The sequence below is a fragment of the Citrobacter sp. SX206 genome (assembly GCF_024181025.1).
GTDB lineage: Bacteria > Pseudomonadota > Gammaproteobacteria > Enterobacterales > Enterobacteriaceae > Citrobacter > Citrobacter youngae.
Genome location: NZ_CP049738.1, coordinates 255,842 through 271,514 on the forward strand (window position 1 = coordinate 255,842; position 15,673 = coordinate 271,514).

Sequence of the window (15,673 nt, forward strand, 5' to 3'; positions counted from 1 at the left end):
CTCAGTCACCCAGGTATTGAATGGTGATGTGGTATTTAAATACGTGCTGCTCAATGCTGATCGGTTCGCGTTTTCCTTTGCGATTCAGATACGTGATTTCCGTGACCAGTTTGCCGCGGCTATTGCGCAGTTCACGTGTATCGCCCGTATCGACGAGCGTCCAGCCTTGAGGTAATTGCGGTTGCCAGGCGCTAATTGGCCAATGACTAAGCATCACGTCAGCCAGCACCTGGCTTGCGGGCGGCAGTTGCGGAACGATGATCGATTGTTCGGTGTGCAATCCTTTTTCATCGTAAGTCACGAGGAACAGGCGAATGCCAACTGATGACAACCCGGCCAGTGTGATTTTCTTATCATCAGCATTAAGCATGACCAACAGCGACTGCGTTTTGCCGTTAAAACTTCCGGTCAGCAGCTGTTGTGAATTCACCGCGGGAGAAATCCCCGGAGCAGGTAGCGTCACACGTGTTCCCGGCTCTAACCAGGCTTGCGGGCGGCCTTGCTGTTCCGGCTGTGTGTGGCTGCAACCGGCAAGAATCAGTGCGGCGAGCGCTATCATTAACGGCCTGATAAGGCGAATCCGCCACCCGGCAAAAAATGTCGATAACATCATCTTTTTTTCTTCTCTCTTTTCGTTGGCATCGCCAGCGGTGACAGCAAAAATGCAGTGAAAATACCGCTCACCAATACAATGCCAAAACTGCTGATTGCCTGAGTGGCGCTAAAGACCAGCATGCCGAGCGTCAGGAGCGTAGTCATCATCGCCAGTGTGATAGCCAGTAGCGACGTTAGTGGCGTACCGCGTGGATTACTGAAAAACAGCGTGTAGTTAATGCCAATCCCCAGCACCAGCACCAGTGCCAGCAGCGAGAACAGGTTGAGCGCGTGCCCACTCAGAGCCAGTACCGCCAGACCACAACCTAAAGACAGCACCGAGGGGACCAGGCTAATAAAGCCTTTACGCCAGCCAAGTCGAATGACGGCGCCACAGGCAATTACTGCCAGCGCAACGCATAGCAAGCCCGTCAGAATATGGCGATACAGCGCAAACAGAGTGTCAAAGCTGCTCTTACGATCCACCCACGCAACGCCGGAATATTTCGTGCTGAGCGTGTTTAAAGCATCACTTTGTTTCACCCCTTCAACGGGAACCAGCACGCTGCTTTCACCGTCTGCCAGCGACAGCCACAGTAAGCGCCAGCCTTCACTGGCCGGGCTGGAAAGCCAGGCATCGACGGTGACCGGCATAGCGCTAAGATCGGGTTTCACCGTTGTCAGCCCGGCGCTGTTTAAGGCTTTTGTGACGGCGGGCGCGGCATCTTTTAACAGGGTGAGATCCTGCTGCTGCCGGGCGAGCGAATTTAACGGAATAGTGCGATATCCGCTGAGTAATCCGTCTTTTTTTGCATCTTCCAGCGCGGGAGTAAAGGCTTCCAGTCGCTCCAGCGTTTGTTGAGCGGATTTGCCGTACACGACAAACCACTTCTGGTCGACGCTTTGCCCGGTCAGGGCGGTAATTGCTTTTTCCTGAGCGAGAATGTCCTGCGGCAGCGCCTGTAACTGGGAGATATCATCGTCTACGCGTAGCGTTGCCATGCCTGCCAACGAGAACAACGCGAGCGCCACCGGTAGGCCAACGGATAATTTCTTATTCCGCCGCCAGGCGGCAAGCCAGCGTAGCATGAGTACCATTGCCGGAACCGGGCGCACCGGCAACCTGTGACACAACCATGGGTGCCAGAAAATGACCGTCAGGCACGAGGCACTCAGACCCACCGCCGCGAATACCGCCATCTGGCGAATACCGGGGAAGGGGGCCAGCATCATAATCAGATAAGCCGCCACGGTAGTGAGCAGTGCCAGGAGCAGGGCATTGCGTACTTTGGCAAGGCTTTGCCATGGCGATGTTTCTGCACCGTGCACCATCCGCTCGGTCAAATAGTAGAGCGTATAATCGGCGGAAATACCGATGATGCTCATGCTCATCACCAGCGTCATCAGATGGAGTTCGCCAAAAATCAGCAACGTGACGACGGTTCCCGCCAGCGCGCCAATACCAATCGAAATCAGGCACAGCAGCAGCGGACGCAGCGAACGAAACACGGCCACGATGAGCAGGATCACCCCGATCACGGTCGCTATGCCGAGGGTCGAGATATCCTGTTTCGCCTGCTGGCTGGCGTAATCGCTGTAGAACAGCGTTCCGCGAGACAGTAATTGTGCCTGCGGATAGTGGGCTTTGAACTCACCTTCCAGCGTATTCAGCGTGGTGACCAATTGGTGCGTCTGTTGCATATCAAACGATGAGCCGGTCAGCTCGCCATGTAACAGATACCAGTAGTTGCCTTGCTCGTCCTGAGTGACCAGCCAGCCGTCCATCAGGCGTAAACGCTGGCCATTTTTGGCCATGGCCAACTGCGAGCCGCGCATCAGCATGAGGGGATCGTTTTGCAACTCTTTGCCGCTGACACCGGAGAATGCGGAGTAAAGCTGGGACAGGATCCACTGGGCCTGGGCTTCGCCGCCGTTTTGCAGACGAGCGCGGGTATCGTTATCTATCAGGCCGTTACGGTGTTTCCAGAAGAAAGCCCCCCATGCCTGCTGGCTGTCGGCGTCCATCGGGCCTTTCACCTGGGCCAGCGCGTGCGATTTTTGCAGCAGCGTCAGCCAGTCTTGCGCCGCCGACGGGTCCGGTTGCTTACCGGAACTCACCAGCCAGACCAGTTGCCGGTCGAGGCGCTGCATAAAGCCTTCGTTCAGGCTCGGGGGAATGTCGCCCATTGCCTGTTTTGGCAGCATGGCCAGCACGCTGCTATTGAGCCTGGCCTGCGGGAGTAGCGTCAACAAGACGCCCAGCATAATCAGGCAGGCGAGCCCCCATAACAGCGCGGGACGTTTACTGGGCGGCAAAGCGTTGGCGTTCATCATCGGTCAGTTGCGCTGGCGTCAGTTGGTGTTGGGAAAGCGCGATATCGGTGCGATCGCCCTGCTTGTCATTGAGCTGAATGCTCTCCAGGTAGGTCTTGCCGGCTAAATCAATCGTCGCGAAAATCTTATCCAGTGGCGTGGTGATTGGCGTCAGGCGTAACGTCCAGCGCCCCTCCCCTACGTCGGTAAAGGTCACGCGGAAGTTTTGCTCCAGCACCTTACGATCCGCCTGGAATAATGCACGTAGCAGATGATTGAACTGGAACATTTGCGGGTTGTTTTCGGCGGTGATGGTCTGCGGTGGCTGACCGTTAATCACCTGAACCATCCGCTTATCATCAAGCAACAGTTGCATCGGGAACGGCGCGGTTTGGTCCCACAACAGACCCTGGTCACGGGCGATCAGCATTTTGCCCTGAGACCGCAGCGGCTGCGGCAGATCTTTTATCGTCCGGGTTTGATCGAAATGGGCGCGAACGACCGGCTGTTCGGTAAAACGCTGTTGCAGGTCATCAAGCGTCAGGGCGCTGACAAAAGGGCTGATGAGCAGCACCAACAATGGCCATAATTTCATGGCGTCACTCCCATTCGTTCAAACAAAACATCCGGGCTGACAAAGCACAGCTCACGGCTTTTTTCGTCCACGGCGACCTGGATGGTATAGCCCGTTGTGGCGCGTTTTCCTGTTTCAGCATCGAAAATGTCGTAGTCGATACGCAGGCGATTTTCGAACTCTTTAATACGGGCACGCACACGGATACGCTGCTCGAAAGTCAGGGCGTTGCGATACTTCACCCGGGTGTCGACCACGGGCCACAAATAGCCGGACGCTTTCATCTGCCGATAACCGTAATTGAATTGGTTCAGCAGTGCCTCGCGGGCAATCTCGAAATAGCGGAAGTAGTTGCCATGCCACGCTACACCCATCATATCGACGTCGTGAAACGGAATAGTCAGCTCGACTTCAGCCGTAAAGCGGGGATCGTTAAGCACCCTTTACTCCTTGTCTTTGGTGTCCGGCAACTGCCAGAAATCGAAAAAGTTAAACCAGTCGAGTGGCGACTGAAGTGCATAGTGCTCAAGGCGTTCGGCGTAGCGATCGACGGTATTCTGTAATGCCTGTTGTCGGGTGGCACGCGGCAAGAGCAGAGGGTCAGCAAATGGTTCGCAGTGGATGCGTAGTTTCTCCTGCTGGCGCAGGGCGAAAATCAGATCCACCGGACAGCGTAAAATAGACGCAAGAATGAACGGGCCCTGTGGGAAGGGCGCAACTTGCCCCATAAAGCGGCTCCAGCAGACACGCCATTCGCCGCCACGTTGGGTAGTGACTGCGATGCGATCGCCAACGATGGCGATCCATTCGCCACGATCCAGTTTCTCTTTGAGCAGAATGGCGGTATCCGGGCCAATATCGTTCACCGGTAGCAGGTTTAACCCGGCCTGCGGGGCCATCTCTTCCATAATTTTTTTAAAGCGTTGGGCGTTATCGCTAAATACCAGCGCATTGATTGTTTTACTGCCCTGTAGCTGGGCGAGTGCCCGACAGGCTTCGACATCGCCCAAATGTGAGGCCAGCAGCAGTTTTCCTCGCGGGTCGCTGACATTTAGCGTCTCTTCTGCGCCTGGTGCAAAAACAACATCGCGGCCGAGGTGCAGTTCACCGCGCCAGCTGGCAATTTTATCCAGCATCGCGCCGCCAAAACGCAGGAAATGCTGATAACTGGTCAGGTTTGACGGTACTGGCATCCGGCGTGCGATCAGTTGCGCCCGTACGCGGCGAATCCAGCTCTGAGAGGCTTTTCGGGCAGTTGATGCGGTGAGCCAGTAAACGCCGACTACCGGATACAGTAGCAGGGAGAAGGCTTTGCGACCCAGTAAACGCCAGACCAGCAACATCAGACGCATTCCCCACAGCCCTTTGACTTCCTGCTGCTGCGCCCAGTGTGTTGATGAACGACGAAAAAGCAGGGAGGGGATGCGTGGCAACATGCCAAAAAACAGGCGAGTGTGCATTAATGAAATGCGCAGATTGTCTTTGAGCGCGTCAAAATGGGATAGCCCGTCCTGCGGATAGATGACTCGTGTGGGGATAAAATAGCTGGGGTTGCCTTGCCAGTAGAGACGCACCATTACTTCTGTATCAAAATCCATCCGTTTGCCGAGCGTCACGCGCTGTGCCAGTTGCAGTGTAGGTGTCACCGGATACACCCGGAAGCCGCACATGCTGTCTTTTAGCTGCATCGAGAGCGTTTCTATCCACACCCAGATGTGGGTTACCCAGCGTCCGTACAGGCGCGAGCGAGGGACAGAATCATCGTAAATCGGTTGCCCGGAAATGAGCGCTGCCGGATGTTCTTTTGCCAATGCAAGTAGTCTGGGAATATCTTCAATGGCATGCTGACCGTCGGCATCGACCTGCACGGCATGACTGAACCCGGCATCTGCCGCCGCCTGAATTCCGCTAATCACCGCCGCGCCTTTGCCTGCGTTGACCGGCAGGCGAATTAACGTCAGATTGCCGTATTCTGCCGCCAGGCGTGCCAGTTCATCTTGTGTGGTCTTGTCGCTGCCATCGTCCACCACAATGCAGGGGAGATTGAATGGCTGAAGACGATCCAATACGCCCGACATCATTGCGCCGTGGTTATAGCAGGGGATCAACACGCACGGGGAAAACGTCAGCGACATAACCGAATCTTCCCGCTGCTGGCGGTATGGCGCGCTTCACCGTCGTGGCGCTGATAACTAAAAGAGAGTATCTGACGTTCTTCCTGCCAGCTCAGACTCAGGGTGATGGTGGTTCCAGGCAATAGCGGTGACTGGAACTTCACGTTCTGAATACTGTGAAAACGCCAGCCAGGGACCAGCAACGTGGTGGCGTAATGCATCGCCCAATCCAGCTGTGCAACGCCTGGCAGTAGTGGCTGCACGGCAAAATGCCCGCTGAACCAAAACAGCGAAGGGTCGAGATGTAAAACAATCTCAGCCTGTTGAGGCTGTGCCTGATGGCGCTCGATTTCATGGGGTTTCATGAAATAACTCCTGTAATTGCGCATAGACACGCTTGTTCATACTGTTGACCGGAATCTCATCAATCACCCGCCAGTAGCGGGGAACGGCGACCGGCTCCAGCCAGGGCAACAGCGAACGTCGCCAGGTCAGTTCTTGCTGTTTTCCTCCGCATGCGAGCCAGCGTTGGTGGGTTTTGTCATCCAGTACCAGCAGGACGCCAACACCCTGGCGTCCCCCGCGCGAGACCGGCAATGCCGCGACATCACGGATACCGTCCAGTGCCAGCAAGCGTTGCTCCACTTCGCTGAGTGAAATGCGTTTCTCTTCAATCTTGACGACTCGCCCGCGCCTGCCCATCAGGCGAAACTGACCATTTTCGGTAAATTGCAGAATATCATCCAGCAACAGGCCATCATCAGCGGTAATTAGCGGTGAAAATACACGAAACGCGTCATTTTCTGGCTGAAATCTGACGCCGGGAAAAGGCCGCCATGCCACATCATCTTGATGGCGATAACGCCACGCAAGGATCCCGGTTTCAGTGCTGCCGTAGATCTCATCGGGCCAGACATTCAGCCAGTCAGCAGCCTGTGCAACGTCCTGCCAGGGCAGCATACCGCCCGCAGACAGAATCAGTTCGACCGGCGGCGGTGCCAGATGGTGGTCGAGGCGTTTCAGAAACGCCGGACTGCTGATAAACGCATACCGATGCTCATGGCTCAGCGCCGCCAGTTGTTCGGCATACCATAGCATTGCCGCGTGCAGCGGCAGACCTAAGGCCATCGGCAAGAAGATACGAAACGTCAGACCATACAGATGTTGCGGAACCACTGACGCGACCACCCGGCAACCTGCGAGACGATCGGCAAAGCGCGTCGCGAGCAATGCCGCTTCGCTATCCAGACGAGCGATCGGTTTGATCACGCGTTTCGGCTGGCCGGTCGAACCGGAAGTGAACAACTCCACAAAGGCGTCGCTGCGTATTGCCGGAAACGTGATGTCGTGGGTCACGGATGTCATGGCAGAACTGACCACCCGTAGCGTTCCCTGCCACTCCAGCGTTTTATCGCTCAGTACGCCGTCAAACAGCCTGTGCTGCTCGTTTAACAACGAAACGCGACAATGCCCTGGGATCACCGGCGTTTTGCCAGCATGTAGCGTGGCCAGCAGCGCGACGATAAATAAATAGCTGTTCTCGAAGCACAATGCCCAGCGCTCACCTTCCTGCTGCTGCAGGTATGTTATCAACTGGGCCACATCATGGCGCAGATGACCCAGCGTCCAGGTATGCTCTTCCTGCCACGCAACAGGGACGTCGTTCGGGCGTGGGTCACAGAGCCATTGCGCAAGTGTGAGGGGCTGCTTCATTGGGTATCTCGTTTTATCACCAGTTGGCGAACTAACCACTCGCCGGCCATCAATGTTCCCATCAGTAAATAGGAAACCATACCGTTCCAGGTCGTCCACAGGGTCATATCGCCATTCAGTGCGGTAAAGAGCGCAACGCTGCCGTTGATGATGAAAAAGGCGCACCAGATTTGTGTCACACGGCGTGTGTAGCGTACTCCTGCCTCGGGCAGATTTGGGTCGCGCAGCCGCGCCAGGCGTTCAACAATGGGCATCGCGGACCAAAGCGATCCGCCAAAAACCGACAGCATCACGGCGTTTACCACTACCGGATAAAACAGCAGCAACTGATGTGTTTTGAGCAGATAACTGGCAATGCACAACGTGATACCCGCAACCGCCACGACCTGTGTTACAACGCGCAACGGCCCCGCCTGTCGCCGGGTCTGGCGAAAGCGTAAAAAAAGGAGTAGCGCCATCAACGGTAGCAACCAGTGCAGACTGTTATGCGCAAGGCCAAACCAGATCAAAAACGGCCAGGCCAACAACAGTAGGCCTGTTAGCAGTTGTACGACTGGCAGCGAGCGAGTGCCCGACACGGTGAATTACGCTTCTTTGAGAAGGCGTTCTACCGCGTCGACGACATCTTGTACGGTGCGTACTGCTTTAAACTCTTCCGGTTTAATTTTCTTACCGGTTTTCTTTTGCAGATGCACGATCATGTCGACGGCGTCGATGCTGTCGAGTTCCAGATCTTCGTACAGGCGCGCCTCAGGCTTAATGTCCTGCGGGTCGACTTCAAACAGCTTGACCAGCAGTGAGGAGACTTCTTCGTAAATGGCTTTTTGTTCGGTCATAACGGACTATCCTCAGGCACGTTGCGCGTGAATGAACGATGCCAGCGTGGCGACGGAGAAGAAGTGCTGGCGCATTTCTTCGCTCTCTGCTGAGAGGACCACGCCATACTCGTTTTTTACCGCCAGCCCAAGCTCCAGGGCGTCGATTGAGTCCAGACCTAATCCATCGCCAAAGAGTGCCGCTTCGGTATCAATATCGTCAGCTGTCAGTTCGTCGAGATTCAATGTCGTTATAATGAGATTTTTGATTTCAAGATAAAGCGCTTGCATCATTAATTCCTGAAAGAGGTAAAGTACCTGGTTGTAATTGAAGCAAAAGATGCCGGTTCAACTGCCTTGCGGCCAGCGCCGGTTCTTGTGAATTTGCGTCGTAAAATTGGTCGATCTTAACCCGTTCGTGTACTGAAACGGTAAACATGGGCTTTATCGATGGGACGTCGTACCATTTGCTTTCTTTATCCAGCATTTGTTCGCTGCAGCTTATGGTTACGATGCGTAAATCGCTGCTGCAGCGTACGGCGATATTCGCCGCACCACGCTGTAACGTCATTTCCTCTCCGGGGCGTGTACGGGTTCCCTCGGGGAAAATTAAAATGGTATCGCCTTGTTCCAGACGTTGCTGGCACGCGGGTAACAGCGCATCAGCCTGACTGTTAATCAGATAATCTGCTGCCCGGACCACGCCGCCGAGAAACGGGTTTTTTAGTAATGCGCTTTTCACCAGACAGTCGGTTTCTGGCATGACCGAGGCCAGTAGCACGTAGTCAATGAGCGTCGGATGATTGGCGACGACCAGGCACCCTTGTTCGTTGCGTAAAATGTCTCGTCCTGCAATCTGGTAATCCAGCACGCCAAGTCGCTTCGCCACCGTTAAAAAGAGGCGAAAACTGGCAGCAATGCTGCGTCTGGCGATACGCCGACGTCGGGCTTTATCCCATACTGCGATGAGCAATACGTTAAACCAGACAGTAGAAAGGAGCAGTCCGCCGAGGCCAAACAGGGCAAAGCAAAAACCGGTCATCACCAGTCGCCATACCCAATTAAGCCGCAGGAAAATCGTGTTCATCCCTGACTCCACTGCCACTGTACGCGCTCGCCTGGGAGGGTAAACGCCGCGGTATCTTGCAAATAATGTTGTAAAAACAACAGGCTTTGTGGCAATGGCGTCTCACCTTGCGCGCAGTGTGGACGGGTTTCGCATTGCCAGCGATCACCGGATTCAATAACCAGCGCGACGGCAAACGGCCATGTCGGCATATCAGGCGGCAACTGTGGATGATAAAACTCGGGCAGAAAACCGTCGAAATCGACCATCAATACGCGCTGATATCCCGCCTGCAACAGCCCGATGACTTCGCATAGCCCCTGCTGGAACGTATCCCTGCCAGCGGAAAGTGAGGAGGAGACAATCGGCTTTTTCGCGGCGATGGTCAGGTTTCCCACTGCAGAATTATGCACAGAGAGGGCGAAATCGGTTGGTGAGAGAGCCTGCTCAGTCGCCAGGGCGTGCAGGATCCTGTAGTTACGCTCCAGTTCACCATGGCGGCTGGTGTACAACACGGCATCGATATCATGACGGCGTAGCATCGCCAGCCCGCAATCAACGGCCAGTTTGCTACCGGAGCTGAGGCGGCGAGCCGTCATCATCGGTAACTCGCTGAGTTTAGCCAATGGCGCGGTGGGATCGATGGCGTGCGAAAACCGTGACCATTCATGCCACTGTTCTGTTTCGCTTAATCCTGGCGCCTTGGCCTGCCAGTCGATAATGTTGAAAGCAAATTTCATCAACGCGTATCCGCGGTAAATCGGTTGTTCCGATTGTTTCTTATTTTTTCTTCTGACATATCAATAAAGTATGTCCAACACCTAAGTTGTCGTGGCGTTCATCTACCTGAAAACCTGCCTGATTCAGATAGTGATAAAACTTCTCTACGCTGTAGAAACGGCTGTTGCCATTCGCCATACAGGTAAAATAAAGCGAAGACGCATTCAGGCTAAATGAGGCCGCTTCAAATTTTTGGGCATCCCAAAACAGTTCCATAATGCACAGCTTCGCGCCCGGTTTCATCACCCGAGCAATGTTGCTCAGAATGGCGATAATTTGTTCCGGGGAAAAACAGTCCAGAAATTGGCTCATCCACCAGATATCTGCCTCTGCGGGTAAAGGCGAGTCGCTAAGCATATCCACAGCATGGAAATTTATGCGATGGGATAATCCCGTATTTTCGATATTTTCGCGGGCAAGTGCAATTTGTTGCGGCAAATCTAATAGAGTGACTGCAATATTGTCATCATGTTGACAACAACGTAATGCCCATTTCCCGGTATTTCCGCCGACATCGTACAGGGTTGCAGGGGCGCTGGCGAATACATATGGCAATGCGGCATCAAATGCGCCATCTGAATAGTAATGATCGAAAGCGAACCAACTTTCACGCGCAGCCAGGGGTAATTGCGACAGTGCAGGATAGATTGTTGGCCAGTCGCCAAAAATTTTTAATCCCGCGGGCTTCCCTTCTTTCAGCGCATTCTCCAGATAGAACAGTCCCTGATAACAAACATCCTGGGTGAAATCCATATTCACACGCGTCATCGTGTCATGTAAAAGGAAGTGGCCGACTTTAGCGAGGTAATAATATCCTTCTTTGTGGGTAATAATTCGCCCACTTAACCCCATATCCAACAGGATGCTGGCGGCATATTCGTTGATGGTGCTGTTTTCGGTAATTTCGTCGAGCGTGGCGCCGCGTTTACCTTGCTTGTCCAGCCAGGTGAGTACTCCCGCATTTCGCAGACACAACGCGGTTTGAAAAAGCATAGGGGCAAAGGCGATACGTTGTGCTTCAGTAATGGCATCCAGTGCGCTAAGCGAATCCTGTTCGTACATGTGGGGACAACCTGTTAAATGGCAGAGAGTAAGAGTATCGGGCCTTTTCGGCCCGACTTTAGGCGTAATTACAGATTGGCACCGGCTGACAGATTGAGCTGGATGTCTTTATCCAGATTGCGTACCCAGCGGTTGTAGTTTTTATGAATTTTTCCACCAGAAGCCTGCAGGTTAAGGCTGCTGTCGTATTTAATGTCATAGCTGGTGGCGGTATAGGTGATACGGACTTCAGCCACATGATCTCGGGTTTGTTGGCGTGCTTTAATGACACCAGGACCGGCTTCAGACATGACCCATTGGCGTTGAATGCCCGCTTTCAGAATGGCGGTTTTAACCTGATCCTGAGTGTGCCCCGCGCTTACGCTGGTGTGAACTTGATCGATCGGCGCAGTACGTGCACATCCCGCCAGCGCACCGACAACGGCAATGGCCGCAAACCACTTAATATACTGTTTCATTAAAACTCCCTCTCAAAGTACTGTTTATACGTGTTTAATAATAAGCTTCGAAATAATGATCACCCTGCAGCTCCCGTGATTTTGTTTAAGCTAAATCAGCATTTTATTTCACGTGTCCGATAGCAAGGCGATGAGGTTGCCGGATGGTAATATTCGGTGACTTTCTTCAACGGAAATTTTTCAGCGTAATCATCGGCGAGAAGTATAGATTTTTAGATAAAACGTATCAAATAAAATAACCTTTAAATATAGGCAGATAGTTTGAGTTAAATGCTGTGGGGGGATTCATTATTCTTATGTGGTTTGGCAAAGACATCCATACGTTGACTTATGTATTTTCTTTATTAAAAAATGAAATCCTTTTCACTCTTTATTTAAGATAAATTGCGATATATACCTGTATGGATATCAGTTTAACGGGCATATAAAAAGATAAAAACTACCTCGGTTGGTAGTTTTTCAGGGTAGCCGACTTTTGGGTCTGCCGGGACCCAGCAAAATGGCCAGTTTGCTGCCACCGGTGGTGGTTTCCATCCAGATTTTACACACGCTGGTTAACGGCACAGAGAGCAGCATGCCTACCGGGCCGAGCAGCCATCCCCATACCAACAGAGAGAGGAAGACGATTAGCGTCGATAATCCCAGGCGATGCCCCATCATGCGCGGCTCGAGGATATTGCCAATCACCATATGCACCACCAGAAACAGCGCGCCGACCAGTACGCATTCGTAAATGCCGTTGAACAGCAGCGCCTGAATCATGGGCGGCACGGCGGAAATAACCGAGCCTATATTGGGCACATAATTGAGCAGGAAGGCCAGCACGCCCCACATCAGAGCAAACTGAATCCCCATCAGCGCCAGTCCCAGCCAGACGATAGCGCCAGTCCATAGGCTGAGCAACGTTTTCAGTGCCAGATAGTGAGATACGCCCTTGAGCGCCCGATGCAGCCCTGCAATATGGATTTGTGGGTTGTTCAGCGCAAAGCGCAGCTTATAAGGAACATGGCGCACCTCAAACAGCATAAAGACGACCGTCATCACCAGCAGAACGACGCTGGCCATGGCGCCAGAGAGGCTGGTCATCAGTGTGGTGGTGAAGGTCATGAGTTTATCGGAATCGATACGTTGCAGGATGCGCTCTGGCGACATATGCAAATTCAGAAAGGGCACCATCTCTTGCAGATACAGGACTTTGCGCGTCAGCTCCTTATTGTATTTGGGTAGCATAGCCATGAATTCCGTGATCGAAGACGCCAGAACGCCGATCAGTGCCGTGAGGACGAACAGCATGACCACCACTACGAGCGTAATGGCAACCGGGCGGCGTACTCCCCGGCGAATAAACCAGGTGACCAGCGGATTCAACACAATGGCAAAAAAGAGAGCCAGCAGCAGTTGCACAATGATATCCGCCGCGGCATGAATACCGGCGAGGATCACCACCAGCGCGGCCAGTTTAAGTAAAATGTGCAAACCTGTTTTGTCAGGCTGAATGGTTGTCATGTCTTCTTCCTGTGTGCATTTTTGCATTAAGTGTAGCGGCTGGCTTGCTGCCGATATTCCTAATCTGGTTACTGATTTCTGGGCTGCAACATGGTAGAAATGAAACACTGTTGTGAATATGTGGTGACCCTCCATGCCCGAACCCGTCGCTGAACCGACGCTGAGCGGTTTACGCCTTAACCTGCGCATTGTCTCCGTGGTGATGTTTAACTTCGCCAGCTATCTGACCATCGGCCTGCCGCTCGCGGTATTGCCGGGCTACGTCCATGATGTGATGGGATTCAGCGCCTTTTGGGCTGGACTGGTCATCAGCCTGCAATATTTCGCTACGCTGCTGAGCCGTCCACATGCCGGTCGCTATGCCGATTTGCTGGGGCCGAAAAAGATTGTGGTATTCGGACTGTGCGGCTGTTTTTTAAGTGGTCTGGGCTATTTACTGGCGGGCTCAACGAACGGCTGGCCGTTGGCCAGTCTGCTGCTGCTATGCCTGGGTCGCGTGATCCTTGGGATCGGGCAAAGCTTTGCCGGGACTGGCTCTACGCTGTGGGGCGTAGGGGTTGTGGGTTCAATGCACATTGGACGGGTGATTTCATGGAACGGTATTGTCACTTATGGCGCGATGGCGATAGGCGCCCCGCTGGGCGTACTGTTTTATGCCTGGGGTGGCTTACAGGGGCTGGCGCTGACGGTAATGGGCGTGGCACTGCTGGCAATATTGCTGGCGCTCCCTCGTCCGGCGGTAAAGGCCAGCAAAGGCAAACCGTTGCCGTTTCGCGCGGTGCTCGGACGCGTCTGGTTGTACGGCATGGCGCTGGCGCTGGCCTCTGCCGGCTTTGGGGTGATCGCCACGTTTATTACCCTGTTTTACGACGCTAAAGGCTGGGACGGCGCGGCTTTCGCGCTGACGCTATTTAGCTGCACGTTTGTCGGTACTCGTCTGCTATTCCCAAATGGCATCAACCGGTTAGGCGGGCTGAATGTGGCGATGATCTGCTTTAGCGTCGAGATTGTTGGGTTGCTACTGGTCGGGATGGCTTCCATGCCGTGGATGGCGAAAATCGGCGTTCTGCTGGCTGGGGCCGGGTTCTCGCTGGTTTTCCCGGCGCTGGGCGTGGTGGCGGTAAAAGCGGTCCCACAGCAAAACCAGGGCGCTGCGCTGGCGACCTACACGGTATTTATGGATTTATCGCTGGGTGTTACCGGGCCGCTGGCTGGGCTGGTAATGACGTGGGCGGGCGTGCCGGTTATCTATCTGGCGGCAGCAGGGCTGGTGGCGGTGGCGTTATTGCTGACCTGGCGGTTAAAAAAACGGCCTCAGGTGGTGTCACCGGAGGCCGCGTCATCGTCTTAACCGTTACTGGATAACCAGCGTGTTAATGATGTTTTCTGCGGTAGTCTGCGCTTTTTGCTGATCGTCAGCAGGCAGCGTGATTTGCAGGGTCAGCAGTTGGTTATCCACTTTGCCCAACACCACAGAAGAGTAAGCGGTCTGGCCTTTAGCCGAGATGATGCTGTCTAACTGCTGCAGCGTGTGGCCTTTCAGCTCAATGGATTTATTGGTGACGACCTGCAACTGCGGGTCACGGCTACGCTGCTGATCTTCCAGACGTTTTGCCAGCACAGCCAGGTCTTCGTTGGTGTTGTCGCCAACAATCACAATCACTGCTTTCTGGCCGGTTGCGTCAGAATAGACGTGCATATTGTTCGCCTGAGTGCCCAGCTTGCCGCTCTGATCGGTCATATCCGCTGGCAGGGAAAAACTGAGTTTGCCGTCCAGCAGGCTGACCGGTTGTCCGCTGGCGCTACTTTCTGCGGCAGCACCCTCGGCTGGCGCTTTTGTATCGCTATTATCACAGGCTGCAAGCCCCATAACCAGCAGGCCAATACCGACATATTTAACCAGATTGCGCATTGACTTCTTCCTTTCGATAAACGGCCATAACGGCTCATTCGTCCATCTTATCACAACTCGGAAAATGAACCTTTAACTCGTCTGCAATGCAGCGATTTCGGATTTATCTGCCAGCCTTTTCAGCAACATATTCAGCAGCACGCCGTACATCGGCAGGAAGAAAATAATGCTGATCAGCACCTTGAAACAGTAATCGACCAGCGCGATTTCCATCCAGTGCTCGGCCATAAAGGCATCCGGGCTGCGCCAGAAAGCGATAAAGAAGAAGGCCAACGTATCGCTGATATTGCCAAATAGCGTGGATGCCGTCGGTGCCAGCCACCAACGACGGTTCTGGCGCAGGCGGTTAAAGACATGCACATCCAGAATTTGTCCCAGCGCGTAAGCCATAAAGCTGGCGGCGGCGATACGGGCAACAAACAGGTTAAAGTGCAGCAGTGCGCCAAATCCCTGCCACGATCCCATATAAAACAGGGACGAAACGACATAGGAGATCAGCAACGCGGGGATCATCACCGCAAAGATGATACGTCGAGCCAGCGGCGCGCCAAAAATACGCACGGTCAGGTCGGTCGCGAGGAAAATAAACGGAAAGCTAAACGCGCCCCATGTGGTATGGAAACCAAAAATGGAGATTGGAAGCTGCACCAGATAGTTGCTGGAGGTGATCACCAGCAGATGAAATAGCGATAGCCAGAACAACGCTTTTACGCGCTGAGTTTGTGTAAACGGAGTCATATTGTGACCTTTTTGTTGGATGGGGTGA

18 protein-coding genes are annotated in these 15,673 nt (G+C 53.7%); 1 reads left to right on the forward strand and 17 read right to left on the reverse strand.

The window, feature by feature from the left end:
- Position 1 precedes the first annotated feature (1 nt).
- The 15 genes from G8S19_RS01195 to G8S19_RS01265 form a co-directional block, all read right to left on the reverse strand.
- Entirely contained in the window at positions 2-613 is a 612-nt protein-coding gene (locus G8S19_RS01195) for a DUF3261 domain-containing protein (protein WP_071887398.1), read from the reverse strand.
- Entirely contained in the window at positions 610-2,928 is a 2,319-nt protein-coding gene (locus tag G8S19_RS01200; protein WP_253685967.1) for an MMPL family transporter, read from the reverse strand. The genes G8S19_RS01195 and G8S19_RS01200 overlap by 4 nt, the downstream gene beginning before the upstream one ends.
- The gene (locus tag G8S19_RS01205; protein ID WP_048213602.1) at positions 2,897-3,502 is read right to left on the reverse strand and encodes an outer membrane lipoprotein carrier protein LolA; all 606 of its coding nucleotides are present in this window, start codon (positions 3,500-3,502) and stop codon (positions 2,897-2,899) included. Before G8S19_RS01205 ends, G8S19_RS01200 begins: the two co-directional genes overlap by 32 nt.
- Entirely contained in the window at positions 3,499-3,921 is a 423-nt protein-coding gene (locus tag G8S19_RS01210; RefSeq protein WP_137346470.1) for a thioesterase family protein, read from the reverse strand. The genes G8S19_RS01205 and G8S19_RS01210 overlap by 4 nt, the downstream gene beginning before the upstream one ends.
- A 3-nt stretch (positions 3,922-3,924) precedes the next feature.
- Positions 3,925-5,616, reverse strand: a complete 1,692-nt coding sequence (locus G8S19_RS01215; protein WP_061068762.1) for a glycosyltransferase — start codon at positions 5,614-5,616, stop codon at positions 3,925-3,927.
- Complete coding sequence (locus tag G8S19_RS01220) at positions 5,607-5,960, reverse strand: beta-hydroxyacyl-ACP dehydratase (protein ID WP_048213599.1); 354 nt, start codon at positions 5,958-5,960, stop codon at positions 5,607-5,609. The genes G8S19_RS01215 and G8S19_RS01220 overlap by 10 nt, the downstream gene beginning before the upstream one ends.
- A complete protein-coding gene (locus tag G8S19_RS01225; protein ID WP_253685969.1) occupies positions 5,947-7,308 on the reverse strand; it encodes an AMP-binding protein in 1,362 nt (453 codons plus the stop codon). The genes G8S19_RS01220 and G8S19_RS01225 overlap by 14 nt, the downstream gene beginning before the upstream one ends.
- Positions 7,305-7,886 carry a hypothetical protein gene (locus G8S19_RS01230; protein WP_048213597.1) on the reverse strand — a complete coding sequence of 194 codons (582 nt, stop codon included), beginning with the start codon at positions 7,884-7,886 and terminating at the stop codon, positions 7,305-7,307. The genes G8S19_RS01225 and G8S19_RS01230 overlap by 4 nt, the downstream gene beginning before the upstream one ends.
- 6 nt (positions 7,887-7,892) lie before the next feature.
- Complete coding sequence (locus G8S19_RS01235) at positions 7,893-8,144, reverse strand: acyl carrier protein (protein ID WP_005121566.1); 252 nt, start codon at positions 8,142-8,144, stop codon at positions 7,893-7,895.
- 12 nt (positions 8,145-8,156) lie between these two features.
- On the reverse strand, positions 8,157-8,414 hold the full coding sequence (locus G8S19_RS01240) for a phosphopantetheine-binding protein (RefSeq protein ID WP_048213596.1): 258 nt from the start codon (positions 8,412-8,414) through the stop codon (positions 8,157-8,159).
- Positions 8,395-9,210 (reverse strand): 1-acyl-sn-glycerol-3-phosphate acyltransferase, encoded by an 816-nt coding sequence (locus G8S19_RS01245; protein WP_061068760.1) that lies wholly within the window; start codon positions 9,208-9,210, stop codon positions 8,395-8,397. The genes G8S19_RS01240 and G8S19_RS01245 overlap by 20 nt, the downstream gene beginning before the upstream one ends.
- Entirely contained in the window at positions 9,207-9,929 is a 723-nt protein-coding gene (locus G8S19_RS01250) for a beta-ketoacyl synthase chain length factor (protein ID WP_048213594.1), read from the reverse strand. Before G8S19_RS01250 ends, G8S19_RS01245 begins: the two co-directional genes overlap by 4 nt.
- A gap of 40 nt (positions 9,930-9,969) precedes the next feature.
- Entirely contained in the window at positions 9,970-11,031 is a 1,062-nt protein-coding gene (locus G8S19_RS01255; RefSeq protein ID WP_040231691.1) for a class I SAM-dependent methyltransferase, read from the reverse strand.
- Between the two features lie 68 nt (positions 11,032-11,099).
- The gene (locus G8S19_RS01260) at positions 11,100-11,477 is read right to left on the reverse strand and encodes a hypothetical protein (protein ID WP_122973906.1); all 378 of its coding nucleotides are present in this window, start codon (positions 11,475-11,477) and stop codon (positions 11,100-11,102) included.
- A gap of 471 nt (positions 11,478-11,948) precedes the next feature.
- On the reverse strand, positions 11,949-12,995 hold the full coding sequence (locus G8S19_RS01265; protein WP_048213592.1) for an AI-2E family transporter: 1,047 nt from the start codon (positions 12,993-12,995) through the stop codon (positions 11,949-11,951).
- A 133-nt stretch (positions 12,996-13,128) separates the two neighbouring features.
- Between G8S19_RS01265 and G8S19_RS01270 the strand changes: the two genes are divergently transcribed.
- Positions 13,129-14,346 (forward strand): MFS transporter, encoded by a 1,218-nt coding sequence (locus G8S19_RS01270; RefSeq protein ID WP_003827545.1) that lies wholly within the window; start codon positions 13,129-13,131, stop codon positions 14,344-14,346.
- A gap of 3 nt (positions 14,347-14,349) precedes the next feature.
- On the opposite strand, the gene G8S19_RS01275 is transcribed toward G8S19_RS01270, so the two are convergent.
- Positions 14,350-14,907, reverse strand: a complete 558-nt coding sequence (locus G8S19_RS01275; protein ID WP_003837816.1) for a DcrB family lipoprotein — start codon at positions 14,905-14,907, stop codon at positions 14,350-14,352.
- Between the two features lie 72 nt (positions 14,908-14,979).
- Positions 14,980-15,645, reverse strand: a complete 666-nt coding sequence (locus G8S19_RS01280; protein WP_003837818.1) for a 7-cyano-7-deazaguanine/7-aminomethyl-7-deazaguanine transporter — start codon at positions 15,643-15,645, stop codon at positions 14,980-14,982.
- Positions 15,646-15,673 lie beyond the last annotated feature (28 nt).

What these genes read in the sequence shown, in the direction of transcription:
- G8S19_RS01205 (WP_048213602.1), bottom strand. Translation starts at nt 3,502, where the DNA reads ATGAAATTATGGCCATTGTTGGTGCTGCTCATCAGCCCTTTTGTCAGC.
- G8S19_RS01240 (WP_048213596.1), bottom strand. Translation starts at nt 8,414, where the DNA reads ATGCAAGCGCTTTATCTTGAAATCAAAAATCTCATTATAACGACATTG.
- G8S19_RS01265 (WP_048213592.1), bottom strand. Translation starts at nt 12,995, where the DNA reads ATGACAACCATTCAGCCTGACAAAACAGGTTTGCACATTTTACTTAAA.
- G8S19_RS01220 (WP_048213599.1), bottom strand. Translation starts at nt 5,960, where the DNA reads ATGAAACCCCATGAAATCGAGCGCCATCAGGCACAGCCTCAACAGGCT.
- G8S19_RS01255 (WP_040231691.1), bottom strand. Translation starts at nt 11,031, where the DNA reads ATGTACGAACAGGATTCGCTTAGCGCACTGGATGCCATTACTGAAGCA.
- G8S19_RS01195 (WP_071887398.1), bottom strand. Translation starts at nt 613, where the DNA reads ATGATGTTATCGACATTTTTTGCCGGGTGGCGGATTCGCCTTATCAGG.
- G8S19_RS01275 (WP_003837816.1), bottom strand. Translation starts at nt 14,907, where the DNA reads ATGCGCAATCTGGTTAAATATGTCGGTATTGGCCTGCTGGTTATGGGG.
- G8S19_RS01235 (WP_005121566.1), bottom strand. Translation starts at nt 8,144, where the DNA reads ATGACCGAACAAAAAGCCATTTACGAAGAAGTCTCCTCACTGCTGGTC.
- G8S19_RS01250 (WP_048213594.1), bottom strand. Translation starts at nt 9,929, where the DNA reads ATGAAATTTGCTTTCAACATTATCGACTGGCAGGCCAAGGCGCCAGGA.
- G8S19_RS01225 (WP_253685969.1), bottom strand. Translation starts at nt 7,308, where the DNA reads ATGAAGCAGCCCCTCACACTTGCGCAATGGCTCTGTGACCCACGCCCG.
- G8S19_RS01280 (WP_003837818.1), bottom strand. Translation starts at nt 15,645, where the DNA reads ATGACTCCGTTTACACAAACTCAGCGCGTAAAAGCGTTGTTCTGGCTA.
- G8S19_RS01215 (WP_061068762.1), bottom strand. Translation starts at nt 5,616, where the DNA reads ATGTCGCTGACGTTTTCCCCGTGCGTGTTGATCCCCTGCTATAACCAC.
- G8S19_RS01245 (WP_061068760.1), bottom strand. Translation starts at nt 9,210, where the DNA reads ATGAACACGATTTTCCTGCGGCTTAATTGGGTATGGCGACTGGTGATG.
- G8S19_RS01200 (WP_253685967.1), bottom strand. Translation starts at nt 2,928, where the DNA reads ATGATGAACGCCAACGCTTTGCCGCCCAGTAAACGTCCCGCGCTGTTA.
- G8S19_RS01270 (WP_003827545.1), top strand. Translation starts at nt 13,129, where the DNA reads ATGCCCGAACCCGTCGCTGAACCGACGCTGAGCGGTTTACGCCTTAAC.